We start from the raw sequence: 25983 nt of genomic DNA, 5'->3' as shown, positions 1-25983 counted from the left end.
GCTGGGTATATGTCGCCTTCCTCATTGGCCATCAACCTGCCAAACGGAAACAAGACCGTCAAGAAACAACTTGTCGCCCGCAATTTTTTCGAGGCCGCTCATTGCCGGAAAAGCGTCATATCCCAACATCTTGATCCAGTTGCCGACCAGCGCGCCGAGGCCAAAAGGCAGGGTCTTGCGCGGTGCTTCCCAATCGACGATCGGCAGGTCCTTCGATACCTTTTTCTCCGTCAGAAAGGCGCGAATTTCGTCCTCGCCGCCAAGCGTGTCGACGAGCTTCGCCTTCAGCGCCTGGCGGCCGGTGAAAATGCGGCCGTCGGCGAGCAGCAGCGCCTCGGGGCGCTGAAGCTTGCGGCGCTCGGCAACCAGGTCGACAAACCAGGCATAGCTGTCATCGATCATCGACTGGATCATCGCCTTCGCCTCGTCGCTCGCCGGATGGAAGGGCGACGGCTCCGCCTTCAGCGGCCGCGACTTGATCGATTCCAGCGACACGCCGAGCTTGTCCATCAGGTCCTTGATCTGCGGATACTGGAAGATGACACCGATGGAGCCGGTGATCGAGCTTTCGCCCGCGACGATCGTGTCGCCTGCGAGCGCAATCATGTAACCCGCAGAAGCGGCGAGCGTGCGCACATCGGAGACAACGGGCTTCTTGGCGGCAACCTTGCGGATCGCCTTGTAGATCACTTCGCCGCCATAGGTGGTGCCGCCCGGGGACGAAATGGTGACGACCAGTGCTTTGACGCTGTCGTTGTCGGCGATCTTCTGGAGGCGATCGAGAAGCTCCCGGTCGTCCTGGATCAGACCACTAATGGTGACGCGAGCCACGTGCTGACGAGTGCGGCCGACATCGTCCGCAGCGCCCGACCAGACAAAGATCGCGAGCGCTGCCACAAGAAGCAGCCCCGCCACCACAAAGCGCCAGAAACTGAGTTTCCGGCGCAGGCTGCGGCGATCGGCGATGGCGAGTTCGTCCATGTGGGTTTCTCCCGAATTGTTGGCGCAGCTTCTGTCAGTTTCCGCGGGAACGTGCTATCTGCGCGCGCAGAGGCATATTCCATAAACGCGCTTGGCCACGGTTGAAAGCCGCGGCTGGCGTTTTCGTGCTTCACCCGAGTTTTTTTGCAGCGCCATTGTGCAGCAGCAAAAAATATCCATATTTGCGACGACTTACACCATTGTATGTATATGATCCCTTGATGGGTTCAGCGATAAAAGCAGTAGAACCGACAGGCCCTTTCATGTTGAACCACGCGCCAGCCCCGGGCATTTTTGCCGATACGGGTGAGAGCTCCGCCGACGCCTATGCGCTCGCCGCGAGACACTCCGTGCGCGTCCGCCGGCTGAAAGTCATCCTGCCCGTGGTCGCCGGCGTCATCGCGGTGATCTTTGCCGCCGTTTCCTTCGTCCGGGCCTTCATGCCCGTCGATCTGCAACTCGAAACGGCGACGATCGAGGACGGCAAGATCGTGATGCAGAATCCGGCCATCTCCGGCCGCAACAAGCAGGGGATCAGCTATTCGATGAAGGCCCAGCGAGCGCTCCAGGACATCGCCAATCCTGACATCATCACGCTGCAGACGATCCATGCGGAAATGCCGATGAAGGATTCGATGGTCGCGACGGTGGACGCCACCAACGGCATCTACGACCGCGGCGCCAATACGCTCGATATGAACGCCCCGTTCACCATTTCCGTCAATAATGGCATCAACGCCGACTTCCAGTCGGCCTATCTGGACATCAATGCCGGCGAGATGGAAACGAAACAGCCCGTTGCGATCAGCATGAAGGGCGGTTCGATCATTGCGCAGACGCTGCGAATGACGGATAAGGGACGTATTGTAATATTTGAGGGCATGGTGAGGGTGAACGTCGAGCCCACCGCCATCCGCAAGAACGCGAAATAGGACCCGGTGCACTCCATGTCGGTCACAACCGCCTCTTTTTTCAAGATTTCCGCCAGCCTGGCGATTGCCGGTGTCGGCGCTTTGATCATTGCCTCCGGCGCTTCGGCGCAGGCCACATCCAGCAAGATGAAGGGCCTTGAACTCTCCAACGACAAGCCGATCCAGATCGAGAGCGACAAGCTCGAAATCAAGGATCCGGAGAGCAAGGCGATCTTCACCGGCAACGTCAAGGTCGTGCAGGGCACGACGACGCTGCAGGCCGGCAACATGGTGGTGTACTACAAGTCCGGCGGCGGCTCGGTTTCGAGCGGCGACGCCGACATCGACCGCATCGAGGTCAGCCAGAAGGTTTTCCTGAGCTCGGGCACGCAGCAGGCAACGGCAGACACCGGTTCCTTCGACATGACGAAACAGGTCTTCGTGCTGAAGGGCGAAAAGGTGGTGTTGTCGGAAGGCAAAAACGTCTTCGTCGGCTGCCAGCTCAACGTCCAAATGGAAACCGGGGAGGCTCAGCTCGAAGCCTGCGGCGGCCGCGTGCAGATCCAGCTCGACCCGAAGTCCCGCAAGCAGAACTGACGTAGATCGCTCGTGCACTTTCCCTTCCTTCACAAGCGCAAACGGGTCCGCAAGCCGTCGGCGACAGCTGCGGTTGTTTCCGGACACGCGGTCGACAAGGCGCGTTACGACGGCACGCTGATCGCGCGCGGCCTGACGAAGGCCTATCGCGAGCGCCGCGTCGTCAACGGCGTTTCACTGGTGGTGCGGCGCGGCGAAGCCGTGGGCCTGCTCGGACCGAACGGCGCCGGCAAAACCACCTGCTTCTATATGATCACCGGCCTCGTACCGGTCGACGAAGGCTCGATCGAGATCAATGGCAACGACGTCACGACCATGCCGATGTACCGGCGTGCCCGTCTTGGCGTCGGTTACCTGCCGCAGGAAGCATCGATCTTTCGCGGGCTGACGGTCGAGGAAAACATCCGCGCCGTGCTCGAGGTCCATGACAAGAACCTGGAGCGGCGCGAGAGCAAGCTCAACGACCTGCTCGGCGAGTTCAACATCACGCACCTGCGCAAGTCCCCCGCGATTGCGCTTTCGGGCGGCGAGCGGCGGCGTCTCGAAATCGCCCGTGCGCTTGCGACAGATCCGACCTTCATGTTGCTCGACGAGCCCTTTGCCGGTGTCGATCCGATCTCGGTCGCCGATATCCAGGCGCTTGTCCGTCACCTGACCTCGCGCGGCATCGGCGTGCTGATCACCGACCACAACGTCCGCGAGACGCTCGGCCTCATCGACCGCGCCTATATCATCCATGCCGGCGAAGTGCTGACTCATGGTCGCGCCAACGATATCGTCACCAATCCTGACGTGCGCCGGCTCTATCTCGGCGACAATTTCAGCCTTTGAGACCGCTTCGCGGGCGATTCCGCCCGCGACCACGCTTGACCAAACCTTCTCGATAAGCAATTTTTGGGCCAATTGATAAGGGCCACCCCGGCGACCGGAGAAACACCGCGGCCCAGGAGATTTCTCGGGAGTTTCGCGTCAGCATGGCACTGTCCGCCAGCCTTCATCTGCGCCAGTCCCAGTCCCTGGTGATGACGCCACAGCTGATGCAGTCGATCCAGCTGCTGCAGATGACGCATCTCGAACTCAATCAGTTCATCGCCCAGGAAGTCGAAAAGAACCCGCTGCTCGAATTTCAGGCGAATGACGATCTGCCAGGCACGCCGGAGCGCGGCGAGAGCACAGCCGGGGACGAGCCTGCCGGCGACGACTTCGGCGCGCAGGACGATCTCTACGACAGCGCGACATCGCCGACCAGCGAGCGGCTTGGCGAGCAACTCGACGCCGACTTCGCCAATGTCTTTCAGGACGACACGACACCGCAGCGCGCCGATGCCCCGGAACTGCTCGGCCAGTGGAAATCGATGCCCGGCAGCAGTGAAGGCGAAGACTATGACCTCGACGACTTCGTTGCCGGCCGCAAGAGCCTGCGCGAGACGCTCACGGAGCAATTGCCATTTGCGCTGCCCGCCCCCTCGGATCGGCTGATCGCGCAGCACCTTATCGATCAGCTCGACGACGCCGGCTATCTCCAGGCGGACCTTGGCGAAGTCGCCGAACGGCTGGGCGCCGCGCATACGGATGTCGTGCGGGTATTGCTGACGCTGCAGCAGTTCGATCCGCCCGGTGTCTTCGCGCGTTCGCTTGGCGAATGTCTTGCAATCCAGTTGCGCGCCCGCGACCGCCTCGATCCGGCGATGGAGGCACTGCTCGCCAATCTCGAACTGCTGGCGCGGCGCGATTTCGCGACGCTCAAGAAGATCTGCGGCGTCGATGAAGAGGACCTGATCGACATGCTGGCGGAAATCCGCAAGCTCGATCCGAAGCCCGGAACCAGTTTCGAGACCAGCGTCAGCGAGGCGATCGTGCCCGACATCGTCGTGCGGGCCGCGCCCGACGGCTCCTGGATGATCGAACTCAATCCGGACGCGCTGCCGCGCGTGCTGGTCAACCAGGACTATTTCGCCAAGGTCTCGCGCGGGACGCAGAAAAACAGTGCCGACCAAGCCTTCCTCAACGAATGCCTGCAGAACGCCAACTGGCTGACACGCAGCCTCGACCAGCGCGCCCGAACGATCATGAAGGTCGCCACGGAGATCGTTCGCCAGCAGGACGCGTTCCTGGCCAACGGCATCGGTCACCTACGGCCGCTGAACCTCAAGACCGTCGCTGACGCGATCAAGATGCATGAATCGACCGTCAGCCGCGTCACCTCGAACAAATACATGCTGACGCCGCGCGGGCTGTTCGAACTCAAATATTTCTTCACCGTCTCGATCGGCTCGGCCGAGGGCGGCGACAGCCATTCGGCGGAAGCCGTGCGCCACCGGATCCGCGCGATGATCCAGGAGGAAAGCGCCGAAGCGGTGCTTTCCGACGACGATATCGTCGATGTCCTCAAGAAGGCTGGTATCGACCTTGCCCGTCGCACTGTCGCCAAATATCGCGAAGCGATGAGCATCCCCTCCTCCGTACAGCGGCGACGGGAAAAGCGGGCGCTGGCCAAAGCCGCCGGTTTCTGAGCACCGGAAGTTAAGCCGCATTAACTTTTTTGCGACCTTCGATTGACTCTCTCCGACACAGGCGATATGAGCCCGCCGCAATTGCCGGGGACAAGCTCGCCCCGGAAGCGGACCGGTACGACCGGTAGCTGCGACAGAGGCGCGCCCGCAAGCCTGAAAGGCTTGGATGACGGGACCGCTTGGAATAGACTGGCTGCGCAAATCACGAACGAGAGAGGAAACTCCATGAGTGTGCGTGTATCCGGTAAACAGATGGAAATCGGCGATTCGTTTCGAGCTCGCATCGGCGAGCAGATCGAGCAGGCCGTTACCAAATATTTCGACGGAGGATATTCAAGCCAGGTCACTGTGGAAAAATCCGGGCCGCGCTTCAGCGCCGACTGCAAGCTTCATCTCGATACGGGCGTGGTTATGCAGGCGAACGGTCAGGCGAACGACCCACAGGCTGCGTTTGACGCGGCGTCGGATCGCATCGAAAAGCGTCTGCGCCGCTACAAGCGGAAGCTGAAGGATCACCATAACGGCAACGGTACGAATGCTGCCGAAGTGGCTTACACAGTGATGGATTCGGTGCCGTTCGAGGACGATGAGGTCCCCGAGGATTATGCACCGACGATCGTCGCCGAAAGCACGAAACAATTGAGGACGATGTCTGTCGCCAGCGCCGTGATGGCACTCGACATGACCGATGAACCCGTCCTGATGTTCCGTAGCCCCGGCAAGGACGATCTGAATATCGTCTACAGACGCAACGATGGAAATATTGGCTGGATTGACGCTGCCAATATCAAAGCATGAGCGGATAGGGGAGTGCCGGCACGCCGGCACTCCCCGCGCCCAGAATCAGCGGGCAGGCCGGAAAATGTGACTTTTCTGTGCATGGAACCCGCCATGACAAAGATGGTTAGAGCCATTGCGACGCATTTATGATGATGTTGTCCGGCTCTAACCGGCGAACGAGGACAAAAGAATGGCATTGGCAGGTCTACTGCATCAAAATGCGATCATCCCGGCCATGAGGGCCAACTCGAAAAAGCAGCTCCTCCAGGAATTGGCGGCAAAAGCATCAAAGATCACCGGGCTTCCCGAGCGTGAAATCTTCGACGTGATCCTGCAGCGGGAGCGTCTTGGCTCCACCGGTGTCGGCAATGGCATCGCCATCCCGCACGGCAAGCTCAACAATCTTCCCTCGATCATCGGCATCTTCGCGCGACTGGAAACATCTGTCGATTTCGAAGCGCTCGACGACCAGCCCGTCGACCTCGTCTTCCTGCTGCTCGCCCCGGAAGGTGCCGGCGCCGATCACCTCAAGGCCCTGTCGCGCATTGCCCGCGTCCTGCGTGATCAGGACATGGTCGCCAAGATCCGCTCGAGCGATTCCGCCAGCGCGATCTACACGCTGCTCGACGACGACGCGACCTCGCACGCCGCCTGAAAATAGCAACGGCGCGCGTCCGCCGGACGCGCAGTGCCTGCGTCAGTAAAGCTGACGACCGTTCAAATGATCTATGAAAATCCGGAACAAAGCGCCCTGGCTCGAAATGCCGAGCCGGCGATAGATGTTCTTGCGATGGATCCGGACCGTTCCCTCGGCAATGTTCATCACCTTGCCGATCGAAAGGTTGCTGTGTCCCCGAAGGATCAGCCGCACGATGTTGCGCTGCTGCTTCGTCAGCCGGTCTGAACAAAGGCTGTCGAACGCCGCTTCCATTACATTGTCGCCCTCTTCGGAGGGCGGCGGCGCAAAGCTCCGGCCGTGCTGGCGCCAGTTCGAGCGGACCGCCTCGCGCACGATCGGCTCATAGACGCGCAGTCGCTCGAGTTCGGCCTCGCTGAAAGGCTGGCCGCCGCGGCCGCGCATCAGCGAGTAGGTCGCCTGCAGGCCACCGTCGAGCGGAATGACGAAGCCGACCTCCTCCACCAGCACACCCGATTCCATCGATACGCAGGGGTGAACCTCGGCGGACGACGAGAAGTCGGACTGGAAGAATCGGTCCGGCGCGAGTTCTCGCATGCGCCAGAGGCCGGCCGGCTGGCCGGCAGAGCAGGCGACGTAGAAGGGATCGAGCAGATAGGCGCCGCCGAGATAGGCGGAAAGCGCGCTCGCCGATACCTTTGCCGTGTAGCCGTCGTGCAGCACGATCGGCCTGGCATCGTACGGATAGGCAAAGGCGACGGAGAGGTCGAAACTGGTGAACGACCGCAGCATCCGGTCGAGCGCCTGGCCGAAATCCTGCGTGCCGATCAGACCGATCATCGCCGAAATATCAGCGGACTCCCTTGCCAGCATTCCGGTTTCATCCCCCCGCTCCTCGTATCCCCCATGGGATATCGACAGCCCCTGCTTCGTCAACAATAATTCCCCCCGGGAGAGCAACAGGTCGTCGCGAAACGGGTCGCCCTTGGCGAACACTGCGGCGAACGCCGATGAGGAGGGCGCAATGGCAGGCAGGCTTTCAGGCAAGGTGGCGCTGATCAGCGGTGGCGCGGGAGGCTGCGGCCTGGCGGCGTCGGAGCTTTTCGCGCGCGAAGGCGCCAAGGTCGGTATCGTCGACCTGCCGCGCAGCAAGGGCGAAGAGGTCGCGGCATCGATCCGCGCCAATGGCGGCGAGGCGATTTTTGCCCCTGCCGACGTCTCGGTATCCGCAGAAGTGACATCGGCCGTCAAGGCGGTGGAGGCGGCGTTCGGCGCCATCACGGTGCTCTTCAATCACGCCGGCATTCTTGCCGTCGGCCCCTTCCTCGAGGTCGAGGAAGACGAATGGGACCGACTGATGGCGGTCAATGTGCGCAGCATGTTTCTGATGACCAAGGCTGTTTTGCCCGGCATGCTTTCCGCCGGCGGCGGCAGCATCGTCTGCACCTCGTCGATCTCGGCCGTGGCGGCAACGCCGATGGAGGTGCTCTACGACACGACCAAGGGCGCCTGCCACATGTTCGCCCGCGCCATCGCCGTCGAGTTCCGCGACCGCGGCATCCGCTGCAATGCCGTCTGCCCGGGCTTTATCGCCACCGATCATGGCAAGCGCGAGCTCGTCGGCCTCAGCAAATACGGGGTCGACGTTTCGGAGGCGGCCATCGCCGTGCAGCAGGGCCGCATGTGCGACCCGAAAGAGGTGGCGAACGCGGCGCTGTTTCTTTCGAGCGATGAGGCGAGCTTCATCAACGGCACGCATCTGTTCGTCGACAATTGCTTCACCGCGGTTTGAGGGAGGGGAAAATGCTTCAGGCAGGTGGCCACTGGCGCAACTGGGTCGGAAACCAATCATGCATCGTGCGTCATCGCGGCGCGCCGGAGAGCGAGGCAGCTCTTGCCGAAATGGTGCGCGAGGCGACGTCGCAAGGGCTGAACGTGCGCTGCGCCGGCTCCGGCCATTCCTTCACGCCGGTGGCGCTGACCAGCGGGCTGCAGCTGACGCTCTCCAACATGCAGGGTGTCGTCGGCATCGACTACGCGCGCAAGCGCGTCGCGGTGAAGGCGGGTACCACCATCAATCAGCTCGGCAAGGTGCTGAAATCCAACGGCCTGTCGCTGATCAATCAGGGCGACATCGACAGCCAGGCGTTGGCTGGCGCGCTGACGACCGGGACGCATGGGACCGGCGCCAAGCTCGGCAACATGGCCTCGCAGATCGTCGGCATGCGCCTGGTGCAGCCGGATGGGAGCATTCTCGTTGTCGACGAGACGACACCGGATCTGCTCGAGGCGGCGCGGGTATCGGTCGGCATGCTTGGTGTGATCTCGGAGATCACGCTGCAGGCGATGGACAGCTACAATCTGCATGAAAGGCTCTGGCGCTGCACCTTCGACGAAATGATCGAACAGCACGACGAACTGGCCGCCAAACACCGCCACTTCGGCTTTTTCTGGTGCCCAGTGCCCGAGAGCCGGCATTGCTATTGCCTGCCGGACACCGCATCGGTCTCGACCACAGACAGCACCTCCGACGTCTGCGAGATGAAGGTGATCGACATCACCGAGGAAGCACCGACGGAGCGCCGCTTCGAGAAGATCGCATATTCCTCCGAGATCTATCCGATCGAATACGTGCCGAATTTCCACGAACTCGAATATGCGGTGCCCGTCGCCCACGGCAAGGATGCGGTGAAGGCGGTGCGCAAGCTGATGCTGGAAAAGCACCCGACCTGCATCTATCCGATCGAGTACCGTTTCACCGCCGGAGACACCGGCTGGATCAGCCCCTTCTTCGAGCAGGACTCGATCACGCTCTCGGTCTCGGGCGAGCCGGGAACCGATTATTGGGACTACCTGAGGGATGTCGATACGATCCTGCGGCAGTACGGCTCACGGCCGCATTGGGGCAAGCTGCATTTCCTCGGCGCCGAGGATGTGACGGCGCTCTATCCCCGTGCAGGCGATTTCCGGGCGCTGAGGGCCAAGGTCGATCCGGAGGGCCGCTTCCTCAACGATCACCTACACCAGCTTTTCGGATAGCGTTTGCGGCTGACGCCGCTCAAAACAAAAACGCCGCGCGAACTTCGCGCGGCGTTTCTTTAAACTCTGATCAGTTGGATCAGGCAGTCGGTGCGTCACCGTTTTCGCCGGCCACGACCTTCGGTCCGCCCTTGGAGACGCCGACCATGGCCGGACGCAGAACACGGTCACCGATCACGTAGCCGGCTTGAACGACCTGCAACACCGTGTTGTTGGGCACGTCCGCATTGGGAATCTCGAACATTGCCTGATGGAAGTTCGGGTCGAACTTCTGGCCTTCCGGCTCAAGCTTCTTGACGCCGTGGCGCTCAAGCGCTGAAAGCATCGAGCGCTCGGTCATTTCCACGCCCTCGATCAGGGCGGTGAGGCCAGCCTCGCCTGCTTCCCTGGCCTCTGCCGGAATGGCATCGAGGGCGCGGCGCAGGTTATCCGAAACGGCGAGCATGTCGCGGGCGAAGCCGGCGACGGAATAGGACTTCGCATCCTTCACGTCGCGTTCGGTGCGGCGGCGCAGGTTGTCCATCTCGGCGGCAAGTCGAAGGTACTTGTCACGCAGCTCGGCGCTCTCCGCCCTGGCGAGCTCCAACGGATCGGGCTCGGCAACCGGCGCAGCTTCAGCGGCGTCGGCCGCATCGGGCGCGGCATCGAATACCTCGTCGGTGGCCTCGGGTCCGTGCTTGTTCGTATCGTCGGTCATGACGTTCTCCGCAGTGTCGTCTCTATCGTCCTTCGCATTTCCACGCCGCAAGCGCGAGCCTGCGTGTCAGCAAAAATGCCCTGTGACTGGATTTGAAGCCGATATCGAGGTTTGGGGCCGAAAAATCAAGGGTTCAATCGCGCTCCTACAGCGCCGCGCGACTGATCAGACGCGCAAAGGTTGCTGTAACACTTTGATTTGCTGCATGTCTTTGTCCTTGATCGAGGTCGATTTAAGGAGACATGCAGCGACTAAAAGCCCGCCTTTAGCGGGAAAGCCGCGACATCAGCTGCGCGGTATAATCGACCATCGGCACGATGCGGGAGTAGTTGAGCCGCGTCGGTCCGATGACGCCGACCGCGCCGACAATGCGATCCTCGCCATCGCGATAGGGCGCGACGATCAGCGAGGAGCCGGAGAGCGAGAAGAGCTTGTTTTCCGAGCCGATGAAGATCCGGACGCCCGGACCGCTCTCGGCAAGATCGAGCAGCTCGATCAGGCTGTCCTTCTTTTCGAGGTCGTCGAAGAGCATGCGCAGCCGATCGATATCCTCGGCCCCCTCCAGCCCTTCGAGCAGGTTGGCACGGCCGCGCACGATCAACCGCGCCGGCTTCTCGTCGCCTTCATTGCCCGACCAGATGGCGAGACCGCGCTCGACGAGGTCTTGCGACAGCGCGTCGAGTTCGCCGCGCACCGTCTGCTTCACCGTTTCAAGCTGGGTGCGCACCTCTCCGATCGTCTGGCCGGCAAGATGGGCGTTAAGGAAATTCGCGGCTTCGGTGAGCTGCGAGCTGGTGACCCCGGCGGGTAGTTCGATGATGCGGTTTTCCACCTGGTCGTGCTCGCCGACGAGAACGGCCAGCGCCTTGGTCGGCGCCAGGCGAATGAACTCGACATGCTTCAGTACGGGATCGGCCTTGGCGGTGATGACGAGGCCGGCCCCGCGTGACATGCCTGACAGCATCTGGCTGGCTTCGGTCAGCAGCGCATCGACCGGCTGCATATGATCATCGCGCCGCACCTGACGGTCGATCGACGCCCGGTCCTCGACCGAGAGATTGCCGACCTGCATGAAGGCATCGACGAAGAAGCGCAGCCCCGTCTGGGTGGGCAGACGGCCAGCGCTGACATGCGGCGAGTAGATGAGACCGAGATCTTCGAGATCGCTCATCACATTGCGAACGGAAGCGGGAGAGAGCGACATCGGCAGGAGCCGCGACAGATTGCGCGAGCCGAGCGGCTCGCCGCTCGTCAGATAGGTTTCCACGATGCGACGGAAAATTTCGCCCGAGCGCTCATCCAGCGCGGCTGCGATTTCCTTTGCTCCGGGATTGCGCAGTACCATGTCACTCCACACTCGCAGGCACATCCTGCCGTGCCCGGAATATAATGATCCTGCCGCCCGATGGCAAAAGGGAAAAATCGACTGGTCCCCCGGCTATCCACCGGTTCCCTTTGCCTGCGCCATGCTCTAGAAGGCTGACGAGATACGATAGGAGTTGACGATGCGGCCATCCGGCAGAAAAACCGACCAAATGCGCAAGGTTTCTTTCGAGCGCAATTTTTCCAAGCACGCGGAAGGCTCCTGTCTGGTGCGGTTCGGCGACACGCACGTGCTGTGCACCGCCAGCCTTGAGGAAAAGGTTCCGGCCTGGCTGCGCAACGGCGGCAAGGGTTGGGTGACGGCGGAATACGGCATGCTGCCGCGCGCCACCGGCGAGCGCATGAAGCGTGAGGCGGCAAACGGCAAGCAGAGCGGCCGCACCCAGGAAATCCAGCGCCTGATCGGCCGGTCGCTGCGCGCCGTCGTCGACCTTCCGGCGCTCGGCGAGCGCCAGATCTCGATCGACTGCGACGTCATTCAGGCCGATGGCGGCACGCGCACGGCCTCGATCACCGGTGCCTGGATCGCTCTCTACGATTGCCTGAAGTGGATGGAAGCGCGCAACATGGTCAAGGTCGAGAAGGTCCTGAAGGACCATGTCGCCGCCATCTCCTGCGGCATCTTCGCCAACCAGTCCGTGATCGACCTCGATTACCTCGAAGATTCCGCCGCCGAGACCGACGCCAACTTCGTCATGACCGGCTCCGGCGGCATCGTTGAAATCCAGGGCACGGCCGAAGGCAAGCCGTTCTCGGAAGAGGAATTCGCAAGCCTGATGGGCTTGGCAAAGAACGGCATTGCCGAACTGGTCGCGCTGCAGAAGCAGGCGATTGCAGGCTGACCACAGGAGAAAAGATGGCCCCGGCACTGGAAGGCATACTCGAGACTGCGCTCTACGCGACCGATCTCGATGCCGCCGAGGCCTTCTACGGCGGCGTTCTCGGCCTTGAGAAGATCACCCGCGCTGGAAACCGGCACGTGTTCTTCCGCTGCGGCCAAGGCGTGCTTTTGATCTTCAATCCGGCCGAGACGGTGAAACCGCCAGCGCCGGACGCCGCCCTGCCGGTGCCACCGCATGGCACGACCGGCCGGGGACACATGTGCTTTCGCGTGCGCGCCGAGACGCTCGACGCCTGGAAAGCGAAACTGGAAGCGGCCGGTATCAAGATCGAAAGCGATCTGCGCTGGCCGAACGGCGCGCGGTCGTTCTACTTCCGCGATCCGGCCGGCAACAGCCTTGAATGTGCGGAGCCGGGCCTCTGGTCCATCGAATGAATATGAAACGAGATACCATGCGCAAACTCGACAACAAGACGCTGATCGTCGCCAGCCACAATGCCGGCAAGATCCGCGAAATCCGCGATCTCATCGGCCCGCTCGGCTTCGAGGCGAAGTCGGCGGCGGACCTCAATTTCATCGAGCCCGACGAAACCGGCACCACCTTCGAGGAGAACGCCACCATCAAGGCGCTCGCCTCCGCCAAGGCCTCGGGTCTGCCGGCGCTTTCGGACGATTCCGGTCTTTCAATCGACGCACTCGACGGCGCGCCCGGCGTCTATACCGCCAACTGGGCCGAGCGCGAGGACGGCAGCCGTGATTTCGCCATGGCGATGGAGAAGGTCGAAAACGCACTGCAGGAAAAGGGCGCAACGACGCCCTCCGAGCGCGCCGCCCGCTTCGTCTCGGTGCTCTGCCTTGCCTGGCCGGACGGCCATGTCGAGCTCTTCCGTGGCGAGGTCGAAGGCTTCGTGGTCTGGCCGCCGCGCGGCAGCCAGGGTTTTGGCTACGATCCGGTCTTCCAGCCGAAGGGCTACGAGACCACTTTCGGCGAAATGAGCGCCGACGAGAAACACGGTTGGAAGCCGGGCGATGCGCAGGCCCTGTCGCACCGCGCCCGCGCCTTCAAGATTTTTGCCGAGACCTGCCTCGGAGCCTGATCTGAGCGGGATGAGGAAAAGTGTGTGCGGTTTCCCGCCCGCATCCCGCTCCCTACTGAAAGTGACCATGAGAGACGCAACGATGCAGACGGCCACGCTATCGGCGATTGGTGACGGCATGGACCCCGGTTTCGGGGTCTATGTACACTGGCCGTTCTGCGCGGCCAAATGCCCCTATTGCGACTTCAACAGCCATGTGCGCCACCAGCCCGTGGACCAGCCGCGTTTCGTTGCCGCTTTCCTGAAGGAGATGGAAGAGGTGCGTGAGCTCTCAGGTCCGCGCACCGTCACCAGCATCTTCATGGGCGGCGGCACGCCGTCGCTGATGGAGCCCTCGACGGTGGACGCGATCCTCCAGGGTATCGCTCGCCATTGGCACGTGCCCGACGGCATCGAGATCACCATGGAAGCCAACCCTTCGAGTGTCGAGGCGACGCGCTTCCACGGCTATCGTGCTGCTGGCGTCAACCGCGTCTCGCTCGGCGTCCAGGCGCTGAACGACCGCGACCTCAAATTCCTGGGGCGGCTGCACAATGTCGAAGACGCGCTGAAGGCGATCCGGCTGGCGCGCGAGATCTTCCCGCGCATGTCCTTCGACCTGATCTATGCCCGCCCGAACCAGACGGTCGAAGAGTGGGAGCGCGAGTTGAAGGAGGCCGTCTCCTACGCGGTCGATCACCTGTCGCTCTACCAGCTGACAATCGAAGAGGGCACGCCCTTCTACGGCCTGCACAAGGCCGGAAAGCTCATCGTTCCGGACGGCGAACAATCGGCCGTGCTCTACGAGGCAACGCAGGCGATCACGGCATCGATCGGCATGCCGGCCTACGAGGTCTCCAACCACGCCCGTCCGGGTGCTGAAAGCCGGCACAACCTGACCTACTGGCGCTATGGCGACTATGCGGGTATTGGCCCCGGCGCACACGGGCGCCTCGGCATCGGCGGCGGCAAGGTCGCGACGGCCACCGAACGCAAGCCCGAGGAATGGCTGCGCCTCGTCGAGACCTACGGCCACGGCATGGTCGAACGCGAGGCGCTCGACCTCGAAGCGCAGTCGGATGAACTGCTGCTAATGGGCCTGCGCCTCAAGGAAGGTGTCGACCTTGCCCGCTGGCAGACCCTTTCCGGCCGCGATCCGGACCCGGAGCGCGAACAGTTCCTGATCGACAACGGCTTCATCGAGCGGCTCGGCAATTCGCGCCTGCGCTGCACGCCGGCCGGAATGCTGATCCTCGACGCCGTGGTGGCCGACCTCGCTTGCCCCTGAGGCAGCAGGCGGTCTTCGCCGGCTACAGACTCAATCGAACGTTTCACCGGAGAGCGGTGTCGACCGCATCGAGGCGCGCTCCTCGAACACGTCAAACCAGCGTGTCAGCGTCGGGCGGTTACGGAACGATGGCAGGTTGCGAAATGCCATCCAGGAGAGCGCCGTCGCCAGCGCGATCTGGCCGATATCAACGGCCGCCTCGGGCTCCAGCGTGCGCTCCAGCCAATCGTAGGTCTCCTCGATCTTCTCTTCATACCCCTTGGCGAGTTCCGGAAAACGCAAGTGCTCCGGCCGACGCTCCCATTCCCAGCGAAGACCGATGCCGGTCTGGGCGAGGACCTGCGCCACAGACTGCATGCGCAGCGCCCGCCAGCGCGGTTCGCCGCTTTCCGGGATCAGCTTGCGTCCATCCTGCAGCGTGTCGAGATAGGCGCAGATGACGTCGCTGTCGAAGATCGGTTCCTGCCCCTCGCGCAACAGCACCGGCACCTTGCCAAGCGGGTTTTCGGCATAGACTTCGTCGTTGCGCCGAGTCGGGCTGGTCTCGTGGTGGATGACCTTCAGCCGTTCGGCGAGACCGGCCTCGTGGGCGAAGACGAGCGCCTTGCGGGCGAAGGGGGAGTGGGTCTGATAGTAGAGGATCATGTTTGCCTCGCGGGATCTGGCGTGAATGCCTGTTCCCGTGAAGAGATATTGCATCGCAGCCGATAAAGGCGCTCTGTTTTACCGGCAGCGCTGCAAGTTTGTTTCGCGAACCGCTACTTCATCGGATCGCCTTTCAGCCGGTTGAGTTCAATGCCCTTTGCGACCAAGCGGGCCACATGGGCGTCGTCGACGTCGTCCGTGGCGCGCAGGCGGATATAGGCCATGTCACCCTTGCCGCCGCCCTTTTCCAGGCGCGGATCGAGATCGAGCATCTCCGCCCCACGCCAGAAGCCGAAGGTCACGTGATCCTTTGCTCCCTTCAGGAGGCAGACTGCGCCGCCGGCCTCGTAGATGGGGTGGCCCCACTTCACGATATCGGTGAGCCCGCCTGCGGCAATGAGCGCTGCGTGCAGACGTTTTGCCACGTCTCCCGGAACCCCGGAAAGGCCGGCAATGTAATCTTCGACAGTCCTGGTCATGATCGACTTTCACTTGTTCGGTTGGAAGGCAGTTTTCAGTTCTTGAATGGGATCAGGCTGCGCAGGCGCGAATCTCGGAGCCACAGGCCGCCCCAGGCGATGACGCCCAGGTAGAAACCGAAGAACAGATGGCTGAAGAGTGGACTGCCGGCCCGAAGATGCGTCGCCATGGCGCCGCCGAGATAACCGGTCAGCAGAATGGCGCCGAGGATCGAGGTCCGCGGGATCACGTAGAGCACGGTGCAGAGCAGCGTGAGCACCCCGAGCAGACGCGCCAGGTTTTGATCTGCCGAGTAACCAAGCGCCAAGATGGTTTCGGTAACGACCTGAAGCGGCACGAGCTTGATGACGGCATCGAAGACCAGGAAGGCGACGAGCACGCCACTGAGGACGCGGCCGAGGATGACGGATTTGGCAGTCGGGGCGGAAATGGCAAGGCTGGTATTCACTGGGATTTCTCCTTGGATCTCGTTTTCAGTCCAAGGACGAAGCAAGGCGGCCCGCCCCGACAGCCGCCTCGTGGCTTTTTCATCTTTTTTTGACGACGGCGTCTTCGACGCCCGGCTCCTCGTCGAGCTTGTCGAGTTGCATGCGGATATAGGCGCATTCGGCGGCGTTGGTCGCAAGCGCGATGGCATGATCAAAAGCGACGCGTGCCTCGCGGACCTTGCCGAGCTGCTTCAGGAGGTGGCCGCTGAGGCCGTGGAAATAGAAGTAGCCAGACAGTTTGCCGGCCAGCGGCTCGATCATGGCGAGTGCCGCCTCCGGACCGTCACGCTTCGAGACGGCAACGGCCCGGTTGAGGGTAATCACCGGCGAGGGCTGCAGCCGTTCGAGCGCTTGGTACAGCAGGTCGATCTGCGCCCAGTCGGTGTCTTCAGGGCGTTCCGCCCGCGCATGCAGGGCAGCGATCGCGGCCTGGATCTGATAGGCGCCGGGCTGGCGGTGGCGCATCGCCCTGTCGATCAGCGCCAGCGCCTCATCAATCAGTGGGCGGTTCCACAATCCGCGATCCTGGTCTTCGAGCAGGATGACGGCGCCATCGGCATCGAAACGGGCGCGCGCGCGGGAATGCTGTATCATCATCAGCGCCGTCAGCCCCATGATCTCCGGTTCCGCGGGAAAAAGCTCCAGCAGCAGACGCCCGAGCCGGATCGCCTCCTCGCAGAGATCGGCCGAGACGCTTTCCGGGCCGTTCATCGCCGAATAGCCTTCGTTGAAGACGAGATAGATCATCGTTGCGACGGCGGCGAGCCGGTCGGCACGATCGGCAACATCGGGCGTTTCGAAAGCAAGGCCGGCCGCCGCGACGCGGGACTTGGCGCGGGTGATGCGCTGCTCCATCGCCGCTTCGCTGACGAGAAAGGCGCGGGCAATCTGCTTGACCGAAAGGCCCGAGACGATGCGCAGAGCCAGCGCGATCTGCTGGGTTGCCGGCAGAGCCGGGTTGCTGCAGACGAACAGCAGCCGAAGAATGTCGTCGCGATATTGCGAGCCATCCAGCCGGTCGGCGAGATTGCTCTCCTGATCCTCGAGATCGGAGAGCATTTCCTCCGGTGGCAGCGCCGTCTCGCGGGACTGGCGCCGGACCTTGTCGATGCCGCTGTTGCGGCCGACGAAGATCAGCCACGCCGCAGGATCGCGCGGCGGGCCACTCTTCGGCCAGGTCTTCAAAGCCCGGATGCAAGCCTCCTGGAACGCTTCCTCGGCCGTATCGAGATTACGGAAATAGCGCAGCAATGCGCCCACTGCCTGCGGCCGGGCTGAAACGAGTGCGAGGTCTATCCAGGCTGTGTCTGTCATGAAGCAAGCTCACTGGGTTTGTAGATGGCAAGGGGTCGGATTTCGTAGGAGCCGGCCGCCGGGTTGGCAGAACTCAGATCACGAGCAAATTCGAGTGCTTCGTCCATAGACGCGCAGTCGACGACATAGAAGCCGAGCAACTGTTCCTTGGTTTCGGCGAAAGGGCCGTCGGTGACGATCGTCTCGCTGTGAGTGTGCCGAAGCGTCGTCGCCGTTGTCGTTGGCATCAGGCGGGCCACCGGCCCAAGTTTTCCGGCTTCAGCATATTTGCTCTGTACGGCCGCCAAGTCACGCATGACCTTATCATCCTGCTCCTTGCTCCACTCACTGGTGACATTTTCGTTGTTGTAGCAAAACACGGCGTAAAGCATCGGAACTCCTGCTCCTGAAACAAAGACGGTGGCGGCAAGGAATAGCCGACAACCCAGCTGAAAAAAACAGGGCCGGTGGTGCTTTCGCCCACCGGCCCGCAATGCGTGTAAGAAGGGAACGCTCAGACGTTCTCGCGGCACTCTAACTTGGGGTCGACGGCCGGCCGAGAAAAGAGGCGAAGAAGTCGCCCGTCGATTGCTGCCAGACCCGCTGCAATCAGCGCCATGCCGAGAAAGTGCTTGGGCTCCAGCGTCTCGCCCAGGAACGTCGCGCCAAGCAGAATGGCGCTGACCGGGATCAGGAAGGTGACGAGCATCAGGTTGGTGACTCCAGCCGTTTCCAGGATGCGGAAGAACAGGACATAAGCGAGCGCCGTGGAGACCAGAGCAATGCCGACGATTGCGGCCCAGACGTCGAGGCCGGGCATCGTAAGCGTCCAGGGATGATCGACGAGCAGCGACAGCGGCACCAGCATGATGCTGGCAGCAGAGACCTGGCCGGTGGCCGTCACGATCGGTGCCACGCCCATGCGCTTGAAGCGGCGGGCAAAGACACCGGCGAGCGAATAGGAGAGCGCCGCACCGAGAACGGCAAGCTGAGCAACAAGGTTCGAGCCGAGCCCGCCGAGTGCCGCCGGACCAATCATCATGGCAACGCCCAGGAAACCGACGACCACGCCGGCGAAGCGGTTGACGGTCAGCTTCTCGTCATCGGTCAGCAGATGCGCGACGATCACGCCGAAAAGCGGCGTGGTGGCGTTGAGGATCGAGGCGAGGCCGCTGGCGATATGCGTCTGCCCCCAGACGATGAGCGAAAAGGGGATGAGATTGTTGAGCAGCCCCATGCCGAAGAACGCCAGCCACACACGCGGGTCCCGCGGCATCGACAGTCCCGCAAGGCGCAGGAAAACGAGCAGTGCGACCGCCGCGAGGCTGACCCTCAGCGCCACGATCGTAAATGGCGGCAGCGCCTTGACGGCGATACCGATGAAGAAGAAGGAGCCGCCCCAGAGGAGAGAGAGCATGATCAACATGCCCCATTCCCGCGCTCCCATGACCTTGGCCTGAACCGGCTGCACCATCGCGAAAACCCTCATTTGTTTATCTGACTAAATCGAAACGGTGTTGACCGTCGTGAATTTATGCCATTATTCTCAGCATATTACGCTTCGGACAAACGATCATTTCTCGCTGGATGATTGAGTTTGGTTAAACCATGACCACATCCCTTCCCTCCCTTGCATCGCTTCGCGCCTTCGAGGCGACGGCGCGTCATTCAAGCGTCACCAAGGCCGCGCACGAACTCAACGTCACGCCGGGCGCCGTCAGCCTGCAGGTGCGGGAGCTGGAGCAGACGCTGGGTGTAACGCTCTTCGAACGAAGGCCCAGGCAACTGGTTCTGACGGAAGACGGCAGCCTCTATTTCGCAACGCTCCGACGTGCCTTCCGCATGATGCGGGAGGCAACCGAGGAGCTGACGGCGCGCAAACGTGCGCCGGTGCTGACGGTGAGCTGCACGCCGACCTTCGCCGCGCAATGGCTGGTGCCGCGCATCGGCGCCTTCGAACAGAAGGTGCCTGGCATCGACGTCCGCATCAGCACCACGAACCGGCTGACGGATTTTAACAGTGACGGCGTCGACGTCGCCATCCGGCATGGGCTCGGCCGGTATGACGGTCTGGTCAGCGAACGGCTGATCGACGACGACCCGGTTCCGGTCATCCATCCGGCGCTTCGGGCCAAACTGCCGCTCGACACGCCCAGCGACCTCGCCCGCCATGCGCTGTTGCACGACGTGCACCGCCAGGACTGGCGGCTGTGGCTGGATGCGGCAGGGGCCGAAGGGGTGGATCCCGGGCGCGGGCCGGTCTTCGTCAACAGCAACGGCGCCATCGAGGCGGCCAAGGCCGGCGACGGGGTCGCCCTGGTGCGCCTGTCGCTCGTGGCGCGGGAGCTTGCGGAAGGCCTGCTGGTTGCCCCCTTCCCGGAGGGAGTGATGACCGGCCTTGCCTATCACCTCGTCTATCCGCCGGCCGCTCTCGACCGACCGCCTGTCGTCGCCTTTCGCAGCTGGATCATCGCGGAGGCCCGCACATCGCAGGTCGTCGAGGACCAGCCGATCAGGCCGTCTCAGCGACCGACGTTGAAGGCGGTGCGTTAGCCCAAACGAAAAAAGGCCCGGAAAACCGGGCCTTTTCTTTGAAACAGTCAGCTGCGACTATTCGTTGATCAGACGCTTCAGAAGCTCGATCTCGTGGCTGAGTTTGGTATCGCCCGAAATCAGCTCTTCGATCTTGCGCACGGCATGCAGCACCGTCGTGTGGTCACGTCCGCCGAAGCGACGGCCGATCTCCGGGAAGGAGCGCGGCGTCAGCGTCTTCGACAGATACATGGCGATCTGGCGCGGCTTGACGATGACGCGGGTGCGACGGTTGGAGACGAGCTCCTGGCGCGAGACGTTATAATGCTTGGCGACGACGCGCTGGATGTCCTCGATCCTCACGCGGCGTGGTTCGCCGGCATTGACGAGGTGGCCGAGCAGTTCATCGACGCGCTCGATCGAAAGCTGCGGCTCGAAGGAACGACGGAACAGAAGCTGGTTGAACGCGCCTTCCAGCTCGCGGCCGCTCGCCGTCACATTGCGGGCGACATGGCTCAGGATATCGCCGGGAATGTCGAGCGATCCATCGTCCTGGCGGGCGACGTCCAGCCGACGCTTCAGCATTTCGAGGCGCATGTCGTAGTCGGGGCCGTCCATCTCGATGGCGACACCGCCCTGGAGACGCGAGCGAACGCGGCTGTCGAGCGATTCCAGTTCCCACGGAGCGCGGTCGGCGGCGACGACGACCTGCTTGGCGGAGTCGAGCAGCATGTTCAAGAGATGGCAGAACTCGTGCTGGATCGACTTACCCTGCAGGAACTGCATGTCGTCGATGATCAGCAGATCGATGTTGCGCAGCGACTCCTTGAGCGACAGCGCATCGTTGTCGCGAATGGCGGTGGCGAAACGCCACATGAAATATTCGGCCGTCAGATAAACGACACGCGGTGCACGCGCGCTCTGCAGCGCCTGGATGGCGATGGCCTGCAGGAGGTGCGTCTTGCCGAGACCGACGCTCGAATGGATGAAGAGCGGGTTGAACCGCACGGCACCGGCGCCGGCTTCCGCGATCGTCCGGGCAGCGGCAAGCGCCACGCGGTTCGAGGAACCCTCGACGAAGCTTTCGAAATTATAGCGCTGGTCGAGCGGCGAGCCGAAAAGCGGCGCCTGGACAGGCCTCTGTACGCTCGCAATCGCCGCTGCGGCAACGGTTGCGACCGGCTGGGCTGCTGCCGGACGGCGCGCCGGTGCGGTTGGAGCCGCTTCGGTCGCCTGCGGCAACACGTCTTCCTGTGTCGTCGGCCGGGCGCCACGGGTCGCGGTGCGCACCAGGATTTCGACCTTCAGAATCTCGCCGTCTTCCTGCTGGAAGAGCGACGTGATGAGATCGAGATAACGATTGTTGATCCAGGACTTCAGGAACGTGGTCGGCACCGAGAGGCGCACGACGCTCTTGGATACGGAATGGAGCTTCAGACGCCCAAACCAGCTCGCAAAGACATCCGGACCGACCTGAGCCTTGAGACGCGCACTTACTCGCTCGAACAGTGCGTCGTGCCTCATGTCGACTTTTTCCCCCGCCGCCTGAGATAGATTGCTTCCGGCTTGGAATGCGTCTCCTTCTTTCTGAAGTGCGCCCGCCGTCACCAAATTCATCTGCATTTTGCCGCCTTCCAGTTCATGTTCAGATGCCGTCATCACTGCCGGCGTCATCTCGTATGTCCGTCGCCCGCGGCGCCCCGAAAGGCCATGCCGCACTCGCCGAACGTCACAGTCGCAGTCGACGCCGGGCTCCTCATCTCCCGCCTCGCTGCGCGCTACGCGCATCCACCAGCCCACCTGTGGCCGGAGATGTCCCCTCGCGCCTCTTGTCAACAATCCTCCGGTGCGCTTCCGCACCGCCTCGGATCCTCCTCCTCGTCAACAGCTCTTCGCACCCTCGTACGAAGCGATGAGCCGCGCGTTGGACCTTTGTCTGCCGGCAGGCGCCGCTTGCACCCGCCGTCACGAGCCAAGCCCCGCCACACAACCATAGGACGAAAGCTCCTCACCCGGAGTGGAACGAACCATCCGGTTTTTTCACCTTCGACTTGTCTGATTGAACGACGCGGAGCCGCCCTGATACAAAGGACAGAAACATCGAAACCATTTCTTCGAAATGGCGTCTTCTGCTTCCTTTACAGATGTGGTCCGTGTCCCCTGTGGAGGGCATTTAGGCAGGATCGATGGGCAAGATCAATCGCGATTTTTAAGCAACCTTAGGCACTGACCGTTGACTCTCAGCCTGCCTTTTGCTTGCCGCATTCCGAGTCCGTGAAGAATCGCTTTTGAATCAAGGGTTTTGATTTTTCGCCCTTTGCTTAGCTGGCGAAAAAGAAAAAAAATAAAAAATCGCTTGACTCATTACGGGGTCAGGAGAGCCCCGGCCAGAGACATCCTTTTGATAAGGACCTCCCGTATGTCATTGAATTTATTTCATAAATTTTGTCATCGCATTGACACAACGTAATACCGTCGGATTAACCATCGCGATGACAGAAGTATGAATCCGAAAAGCCCGGCGCAAGGGCCGGGCTTTTCGTCAACAGATTTTTCTTAGCCGGATTAGGCCGAAAGCGACTTCACGCGCTGCGCGAGGCGCGAAACCTTGCGCGATGCAGTGTTGGCGTGCAGGACGCCCTTGGTGGCTGCGCGCATCAGCTCGGGCTGAGCTGCCTTGAGCGCTGCGGCTGCAACTGCCTGATCGCCGGTAGCGATCGCTTCTTCGACCTTGCGGATGAAGTTGCGAACGCGCGAACGACGGGCCTTGTTCACTGCGGTGCGGCGTGCGATCTTGCGGGTCGCCTTTTTCGCCGAAGTTGTATTGGCCATTGGTGCCTCTCTTCGAAAACTGACATGAACTCCGCCCTCGCCGTGCCGGGTCACTGCGACCTGTCATCAAAGCAATTCGGGAATATTTCCGGAAAGCCCAAAATGGCGTTCCAAACTGAGGGCGGCGTATAGCGGGAAACAGCCGCCCCGTCAACGCGCATTTTCTAGAATCTGCGCCGTGCTCTGGCTTAGATCACGATGGTCTTGGGTCTGATCGACCCAAAACCATAAACGTGATCGTTTCTAACAGGCTTGAGCGGGATGCGGGCGGAAAACCGTAAACACTATTCCTCATCCCGCTCTAGCGATGTTTGAACTCCGGCTTACGCTTGGCGACGAAGGCGGCCATGCCTTCTTTCTGGTCTTCGGTCGCAAACAGCGAATGGAAGAGACGCCGCTCGAAACGAAGGCCTTCGGCGAGCGTCAGCTCGAGAGAGCGGTTCACCGCCTCCTTCGCCATCATGACCGCCGGCAGCGAGAAGGATGCGATCTTCTCTGCGGCAGCCAGCGCTTCCTCCATCAATTTCTCCGACGCCACCACACGCGAAACGAGTCCTGCGCGTTCCGCCTCCGCCGCGTCCATCATGCGGCCGGTCAGAACCAGGTCCATCGCCTTCGCCTTGCCGACGGCGCGCGTTATGCGCTGCGAGCCACCCATGCCGGGAATGACGCCGAGGGTGATTTCGGGCTGGCCGAACTTCGCGGTCTCGGAGGCGATGATGAAGTCACACATCATCGCCAGCTCGCAGCCTCCGCCGAGCGCATAGCCAGAGACAGCGGCGATCACCGGCTTGCGGGCCGCAGCCACCTGGTCCCAGCCGCCAATGAAATCGCCAAGATAGCTGTCGACGAAATCGAGCGCCTGCATCTCCTTGATGTCGGCGCCGGCTGCAAATGCCTTCTCCGAGCCGGTGACGACGACGGCGCCGATCTCCTTGTCGGCATCGAAGGCCTTCAGCGCTGCGGCAAGCTCGCGCATGACGGTCGAATTCAGCGCATTCAGCGCCTGCGGACGGTTGAGCGTCACGAGGCCGACGCGGCCGCGCGTTTCGACCAGCAGCGTTTCGTAGGTCATTCCTGTTTCCTCCGGTTCATCTCCGACGCCAGGCCGCGGACAGCCCGACGTTCATTTCTGGCAATGCGGGCAATAGAAGGTCGACCGGCCCGCCTGCACGATACGGGCGACCGTACCGTTGCAGCCCTGCGTGCGGCAAGCCTCTCCTTCGCGGTCGTAGACGGAGAAGGAGTGCTGGAAGTAACCGAGCGAGCCGTCGGCCTGGATGTGGTCCTTCAGCGACGAGCCGCCAGCCGCAATGGCATCGGTAATCACCTCGCGGATCGCGTCCGTCAGGCGCACCAGGCCATCTTTGGGCTTGCCACGCTTGTCGACGAGTTCGCCCGCGGGCTTCACCGGCGACAGGCTCGAGCGCCAGAGCGCCTCGCAGACATAGATATTGCCGAGACCGGCGATGTTCTTCTGATCGAGCAAGGCCGCCTTCAGCGGCTGCGCCTTGCCGGAAAAGCGTACAGCGAGATAGGCGGCATCGAGCGCGTTTCCGGTCGGCTCCTCGCCAAGCGCGCGAAAATAGGCGTGGCTTGACACCGTGTCGCGGCGGGCAAGATCCATGAAACCGAAACGACGCGGGTCGTTGTAGATCACCCGCACCGGGCCTTCGGCGCCGTCGAGATGAAAGATGACGTGATCGTGCTTCTCGTCCTTGCCGCGCGGATGGTGAAACTCGCCCGGCGTCGCTGCAGCCGGCCCTGCCTCGATGCGGAAGGAACCGGACATACCGAGATGGGCGATGATCACGTCGCCGGCTTCCAGATCGATCATCAGGTACTTCGCCCGCCGTGACAGCGAGACAATGCGCTGGCCGGCAACGGTCGAAGAAAAATTCTCCGGAAACGGGAAGCGCAGGTCCGGACGGCGCAATTCCGCATTGACGATCCGCGCGCCCTCCATGGTCGGCGCCAGGCCGCGCTTGACGGTTTCGACCTCGGGCAACTCCGGCATAAATGCACTCCTACGATCTCAGCCACCGGATGCGGTGGTTGGCATTTCCTTGGCGGCCTTCTTATCCTATAGGGAGTGCGCTATGCCGCAGGCGCGGTCCCGTCCACGAGATAGCGCGGATGGGGCCTTTTCGCTATGGTGCCGGAAAAATTGGTTCAGGTGGAGTTCTTCGTATGACGGATCAGCGCGTATCGGCCGATGGCGGCATGGAAACATCCTTCGGTTTCCGCAATGTCGACGCCGGCGAAAAGCAGCCGCTCGTCAACGACGTCTTCCATAAGGTGGCGAAGCGCTACGACATCATGAACGACGTGATGTCGGCCGGCCTACACCGCGCCTGGAAGGACGCGATGATCGCCGCCCTCAACCCGCCGCGCCGCGAAGACTACAAGGTTCTGGACGTTGCCGGCGGCACCGGCGATATCGCCTTCCGCATCATCGAGGCCTCCGACCGCAAGGCGCATGCGACCGTGCTCGACATCAACGGCTCGATGCTCGCCGTCGGCGCCGAACGGGCGGAGAAGAGGAAGCTTTCCGCCAATCTCGAATTCGTCGAGGCCAATGCCGAGGAACTGCCCTTCGAGGCCAATTCCTTCGACGCCTATACGATCGCCTTCGGCATTCGCAACGTGCCGCGCATCGACGTGGCGCTGAAAGAGGCGCACCGGGTGCTGAAGCGCGGCGGTCGCCTGCTGGTACTGGAATTCTCCGAAGTGGAGATGCCGCTGCTCGATCGCTTCTATGATGCCTGGTCGTTCAACGCGATCCCGAAATTCGGCAAGCTGATCACCGGCGACGAGGCGCCCTACCAGTATCTGGTGGAATCGATCCGCAAGTTCCCGAACCAGCGCAACTTCGCGACGATGATCAAGGAGGCCGGCTTCTCACGCGTCTCCTTCACCAATTACACCGGCGGCATCGCAGCGCTGCATTCCGGCTGGAAAATCTGAACC

The 25983-nt window shown here is 62.1% G+C and carries 28 protein-coding genes; 14 read left to right on the top strand and 14 right to left on the bottom strand.

Annotation, left to right across the window (positions count from 1 at the left end; translation table 11 throughout):
• Positions 1-21: 21 nt before the first annotated feature.
• Positions 22-981, bottom strand: a complete 960-nt coding sequence (gene sppA, locus IB265_RS01685; RefSeq protein WP_057247997.1) for a signal peptide peptidase SppA — start codon at positions 979-981, stop codon at positions 22-24.
• Between the two features lie 263 nt (positions 982-1244).
• On the opposite strand from sppA, the gene lptC reads away from it, so the two are divergent.
• The 6 genes from lptC (at position 1245) to ptsN (ending at position 6437) form a co-directional block, all read left to right on the top strand.
• Positions 1245-1913, top strand: a complete 669-nt coding sequence (lptC, locus tag IB265_RS01680) for an LPS export ABC transporter periplasmic protein LptC (protein WP_057247996.1) — start codon at positions 1245-1247, stop codon at positions 1911-1913.
• Positions 1914-1928: 15 nt separating this feature from the next.
• On the top strand, positions 1929-2489 hold the full coding sequence (locus tag IB265_RS01675; RefSeq protein ID WP_057247995.1) for an LptA/OstA family protein: 561 nt from the start codon (positions 1929-1931) through the stop codon (positions 2487-2489).
• A 12-nt stretch (positions 2490-2501) separates the two neighbouring features.
• On the top strand, positions 2502-3320 hold the full coding sequence (gene lptB / locus IB265_RS01670) for an LPS export ABC transporter ATP-binding protein (RefSeq protein WP_057247994.1): 819 nt from the start codon (positions 2502-2504) through the stop codon (positions 3318-3320).
• Positions 3321-3463: 143 nt separating this feature from the next.
• The gene (gene rpoN / locus IB265_RS01665) at positions 3464-5002 is read left to right on the top strand and encodes an RNA polymerase factor sigma-54 (RefSeq protein ID WP_057247993.1); all 1539 of its coding nucleotides are present in this window, start codon (positions 3464-3466) and stop codon (positions 5000-5002) included.
• Positions 5003-5227: 225 nt separating this feature from the next.
• Positions 5228-5800, top strand: a complete 573-nt coding sequence (gene hpf / locus IB265_RS01660) for a ribosome hibernation-promoting factor, HPF/YfiA family (protein WP_057247992.1) — start codon at positions 5228-5230, stop codon at positions 5798-5800.
• A gap of 172 nt (positions 5801-5972) precedes the next feature.
• Positions 5973-6437, top strand: a complete 465-nt coding sequence (ptsN, locus tag IB265_RS01655; RefSeq protein ID WP_057247991.1) for a PTS IIA-like nitrogen regulatory protein PtsN — start codon at positions 5973-5975, stop codon at positions 6435-6437.
• A 42-nt stretch (positions 6438-6479) separates the two neighbouring features.
• Here the strand turns inward: ptsN and IB265_RS01650 are convergent, their stop codons facing one another.
• A complete protein-coding gene (locus tag IB265_RS01650; RefSeq protein ID WP_057247990.1) occupies positions 6480-7292 on the bottom strand; it encodes a helix-turn-helix transcriptional regulator in 813 nt (270 codons plus the stop codon).
• 151 nt (positions 7293-7443) lie between these two features.
• Between IB265_RS01650 and IB265_RS01645 the strand changes: the two genes are divergently transcribed.
• A complete protein-coding gene (locus IB265_RS01645; RefSeq protein ID WP_057247989.1) occupies positions 7444-8211 on the top strand; it encodes an SDR family NAD(P)-dependent oxidoreductase in 768 nt (255 codons plus the stop codon).
• An 11-nt stretch (positions 8212-8222) separates the two neighbouring features.
• Positions 8223-9458 carry a D-arabinono-1,4-lactone oxidase gene (locus tag IB265_RS01640; RefSeq protein ID WP_057247988.1) on the top strand — a complete coding sequence of 412 codons (1236 nt, stop codon included), beginning with the start codon at positions 8223-8225 and terminating at the stop codon, positions 9456-9458.
• Between the two features lie 79 nt (positions 9459-9537).
• On the opposite strand, the gene grpE is transcribed toward IB265_RS01640, so the two are convergent.
• Positions 9538-10155 carry a nucleotide exchange factor GrpE gene (gene grpE, locus IB265_RS01635; RefSeq protein WP_057247987.1) on the bottom strand — a complete coding sequence of 206 codons (618 nt, stop codon included), beginning with the start codon at positions 10153-10155 and terminating at the stop codon, positions 9538-9540.
• Positions 10156-10420: 265 nt separating this feature from the next.
• Positions 10421-11500 carry a heat-inducible transcriptional repressor HrcA gene (gene hrcA, locus IB265_RS01630; RefSeq protein WP_057247986.1) on the bottom strand — a complete coding sequence of 360 codons (1080 nt, stop codon included), beginning with the start codon at positions 11498-11500 and terminating at the stop codon, positions 10421-10423.
• A gap of 160 nt (positions 11501-11660) precedes the next feature.
• Between hrcA and rph the strand changes: the two genes are divergently transcribed.
• From rph to hemW, 4 genes are all read left to right on the top strand, one after another.
• Entirely contained in the window at positions 11661-12380 is a 720-nt protein-coding gene (rph, locus tag IB265_RS01625) for a ribonuclease PH (RefSeq protein WP_057247985.1), read from the top strand.
• A gap of 14 nt (positions 12381-12394) precedes the next feature.
• Entirely contained in the window at positions 12395-12814 is a 420-nt protein-coding gene (locus IB265_RS01620) for a VOC family protein (protein ID WP_057247984.1), read from the top strand.
• A 17-nt stretch (positions 12815-12831) separates the two neighbouring features.
• On the top strand, positions 12832-13476 hold the full coding sequence (gene rdgB, locus IB265_RS01615) for an RdgB/HAM1 family non-canonical purine NTP pyrophosphatase (RefSeq protein WP_057247983.1): 645 nt from the start codon (positions 12832-12834) through the stop codon (positions 13474-13476).
• A gap of 82 nt (positions 13477-13558) precedes the next feature.
• Entirely contained in the window at positions 13559-14743 is a 1185-nt protein-coding gene (gene hemW, locus IB265_RS01610) for a radical SAM family heme chaperone HemW (protein WP_057247982.1), read from the top strand.
• A gap of 30 nt (positions 14744-14773) precedes the next feature.
• Here the strand turns inward: hemW and IB265_RS01605 are convergent, their stop codons facing one another.
• The 6 genes from IB265_RS01605 to IB265_RS01580 form a co-directional block, all read right to left on the bottom strand.
• Positions 14774-15388: a glutathione S-transferase family protein gene (locus IB265_RS01605; RefSeq protein WP_057247981.1), complete on the bottom strand. Its 615-nt coding sequence runs from the start codon at positions 15386-15388 to the stop codon at positions 14774-14776.
• A 113-nt stretch (positions 15389-15501) separates the two neighbouring features.
• Entirely contained in the window at positions 15502-15867 is a 366-nt protein-coding gene (locus IB265_RS01600; RefSeq protein WP_057247980.1) for a DUF1801 domain-containing protein, read from the bottom strand.
• A 35-nt stretch (positions 15868-15902) separates the two neighbouring features.
• The gene (locus IB265_RS36580) at positions 15903-16316 is read right to left on the bottom strand and encodes a DoxX family protein (protein WP_244495504.1); all 414 of its coding nucleotides are present in this window, start codon (positions 16314-16316) and stop codon (positions 15903-15905) included.
• A 79-nt stretch (positions 16317-16395) separates the two neighbouring features.
• Positions 16396-17670, bottom strand: coding sequence for an RNA polymerase sigma factor (locus IB265_RS01590; RefSeq protein ID WP_058323675.1), 1275 nt, complete (start codon positions 17668-17670; stop codon positions 16396-16398).
• Positions 17667-18041, bottom strand: coding sequence for a YciI family protein (locus IB265_RS01585; RefSeq protein ID WP_057247978.1), 375 nt, complete (start codon positions 18039-18041; stop codon positions 17667-17669). Before IB265_RS01585 ends, IB265_RS01590 begins: the two co-directional genes overlap by 4 nt.
• Before the next feature lie 122 nt (positions 18042-18163).
• A complete protein-coding gene (locus IB265_RS01580; protein WP_057248247.1) occupies positions 18164-19096 on the bottom strand; it encodes a DMT family transporter in 933 nt (310 codons plus the stop codon).
• Positions 19097-19257: 161 nt separating this feature from the next.
• Between IB265_RS01580 and gcvA the strand changes: the two genes are divergently transcribed.
• Positions 19258-20202, top strand: a complete 945-nt coding sequence (gene gcvA / locus IB265_RS01575) for a transcriptional regulator GcvA (RefSeq protein ID WP_057247977.1) — start codon at positions 19258-19260, stop codon at positions 20200-20202.
• Positions 20203-20259: 57 nt separating this feature from the next.
• On the opposite strand, the gene dnaA is transcribed toward gcvA, so the two are convergent.
• The 4 genes from dnaA to mutM all read right to left on the bottom strand — a co-directional run bounded on the left by dnaA (position 20260) and on the right by mutM (position 25030).
• Positions 20260-21705 (bottom strand): chromosomal replication initiator protein DnaA, encoded by a 1446-nt coding sequence (dnaA, locus tag IB265_RS01570; protein ID WP_057248246.1) that lies wholly within the window; start codon positions 21703-21705, stop codon positions 20260-20262.
• Positions 21706-22746: 1041 nt separating this feature from the next.
• Positions 22747-23013: a 30S ribosomal protein S20 gene (rpsT, locus tag IB265_RS01565; RefSeq protein WP_034797494.1), complete on the bottom strand. Its 267-nt coding sequence runs from the start codon at positions 23011-23013 to the stop codon at positions 22747-22749.
• Between the two features lie 301 nt (positions 23014-23314).
• The gene (locus IB265_RS01560; protein WP_192494610.1) at positions 23315-24088 is read right to left on the bottom strand and encodes an enoyl-CoA hydratase; all 774 of its coding nucleotides are present in this window, start codon (positions 24086-24088) and stop codon (positions 23315-23317) included.
• Positions 24089-24139: 51 nt separating this feature from the next.
• A complete protein-coding gene (gene mutM / locus IB265_RS01555; RefSeq protein ID WP_057247975.1) occupies positions 24140-25030 on the bottom strand; it encodes a bifunctional DNA-formamidopyrimidine glycosylase/DNA-(apurinic or apyrimidinic site) lyase in 891 nt (296 codons plus the stop codon).
• Positions 25031-25203: 173 nt separating this feature from the next.
• Between mutM and ubiE the strand changes: the two genes are divergently transcribed.
• Positions 25204-25980 carry a bifunctional demethylmenaquinone methyltransferase/2-methoxy-6-polyprenyl-1,4-benzoquinol methylase UbiE gene (ubiE, locus tag IB265_RS01550; RefSeq protein ID WP_057247974.1) on the top strand — a complete coding sequence of 259 codons (777 nt, stop codon included), beginning with the start codon at positions 25204-25206 and terminating at the stop codon, positions 25978-25980.
• Positions 25981-25983: the final 3 nt, after the last annotated feature.

The sequence above is a fragment of the Ensifer sp. ENS10 genome (assembly GCF_014852025.1).
Taxonomy (GTDB): Bacteria; Pseudomonadota; Alphaproteobacteria; order Rhizobiales; family Rhizobiaceae; genus Ensifer.
This window is presented reverse-complemented; position numbering and strand designations above follow the sequence as displayed.

Coding starts and splice junctions, on each gene's coding strand:
- IB265_RS01580 (WP_057248247.1), bottom strand. CDS start 19,096: ATGGGAGCGCGGGAATGGGGCATGTTGATCATGCTCTCTCTCCTCTGG.
- IB265_RS01650 (WP_057247990.1), bottom strand. CDS start 7,292: ATGCTGGCAAGGGAGTCCGCTGATATTTCGGCGATGATCGGTCTGATC.
- IB265_RS01645 (WP_057247989.1), top strand. CDS start 7,444: ATGGCAGGCAGGCTTTCAGGCAAGGTGGCGCTGATCAGCGGTGGCGCG.
- IB265_RS01640 (WP_057247988.1), top strand. CDS start 8,223: ATGCTTCAGGCAGGTGGCCACTGGCGCAACTGGGTCGGAAACCAATCA.
- ptsN (WP_057247991.1), top strand. CDS start 5,973: ATGGCATTGGCAGGTCTACTGCATCAAAATGCGATCATCCCGGCCATG.
- IB265_RS01675 (WP_057247995.1), top strand. CDS start 1,929: ATGTCGGTCACAACCGCCTCTTTTTTCAAGATTTCCGCCAGCCTGGCG.
- grpE (WP_057247987.1), bottom strand. CDS start 10,155: ATGACCGACGATACGAACAAGCACGGACCCGAGGCCACCGACGAGGTA.
- lptC (WP_057247996.1), top strand. CDS start 1,245: ATGTTGAACCACGCGCCAGCCCCGGGCATTTTTGCCGATACGGGTGAG.
- IB265_RS01560 (WP_192494610.1), bottom strand. CDS start 24,088: ATGACCTACGAAACGCTGCTGGTCGAAACGCGCGGCCGCGTCGGCCTC.
- hemW (WP_057247982.1), top strand. CDS start 13,559: ATGCAGACGGCCACGCTATCGGCGATTGGTGACGGCATGGACCCCGGT.
- rpoN (WP_057247993.1), top strand. CDS start 3,464: ATGGCACTGTCCGCCAGCCTTCATCTGCGCCAGTCCCAGTCCCTGGTG.
- IB265_RS01600 (WP_057247980.1), bottom strand. CDS start 15,867: ATGACCAGGACTGTCGAAGATTACATTGCCGGCCTTTCCGGGGTTCCG.
- IB265_RS01585 (WP_057247978.1), bottom strand. CDS start 18,041: ATGCTTTACGCCGTGTTTTGCTACAACAACGAAAATGTCACCAGTGAG.
- sppA (WP_057247997.1), bottom strand. CDS start 981: ATGGACGAACTCGCCATCGCCGATCGCCGCAGCCTGCGCCGGAAACTC.
- hrcA (WP_057247986.1), bottom strand. CDS start 11,500: ATGGTACTGCGCAATCCCGGAGCAAAGGAAATCGCAGCCGCGCTGGAT.
- gcvA (WP_057247977.1), top strand. CDS start 19,258: ATGACCACATCCCTTCCCTCCCTTGCATCGCTTCGCGCCTTCGAGGCG.
- dnaA (WP_057248246.1), bottom strand. CDS start 21,705: ATGAGGCACGACGCACTGTTCGAGCGAGTAAGTGCGCGTCTCAAGGCT.
- IB265_RS01590 (WP_058323675.1), bottom strand. CDS start 17,670: ATGACAGACACAGCCTGGATAGACCTCGCACTCGTTTCAGCCCGGCCG.
- hpf (WP_057247992.1), top strand. CDS start 5,228: ATGAGTGTGCGTGTATCCGGTAAACAGATGGAAATCGGCGATTCGTTT.
- IB265_RS01620 (WP_057247984.1), top strand. CDS start 12,395: ATGGCCCCGGCACTGGAAGGCATACTCGAGACTGCGCTCTACGCGACC.
- mutM (WP_057247975.1), bottom strand. CDS start 25,030: ATGCCGGAGTTGCCCGAGGTCGAAACCGTCAAGCGCGGCCTGGCGCCG.
- ubiE (WP_057247974.1), top strand. CDS start 25,204: ATGACGGATCAGCGCGTATCGGCCGATGGCGGCATGGAAACATCCTTC.
- rdgB (WP_057247983.1), top strand. CDS start 12,832: ATGCGCAAACTCGACAACAAGACGCTGATCGTCGCCAGCCACAATGCC.
- IB265_RS01605 (WP_057247981.1), bottom strand. CDS start 15,388: ATGATCCTCTACTATCAGACCCACTCCCCCTTCGCCCGCAAGGCGCTC.
- rph (WP_057247985.1), top strand. CDS start 11,661: ATGCGGCCATCCGGCAGAAAAACCGACCAAATGCGCAAGGTTTCTTTC.
- rpsT (WP_034797494.1), bottom strand. CDS start 23,013: ATGGCCAATACAACTTCGGCGAAAAAGGCGACCCGCAAGATCGCACGC.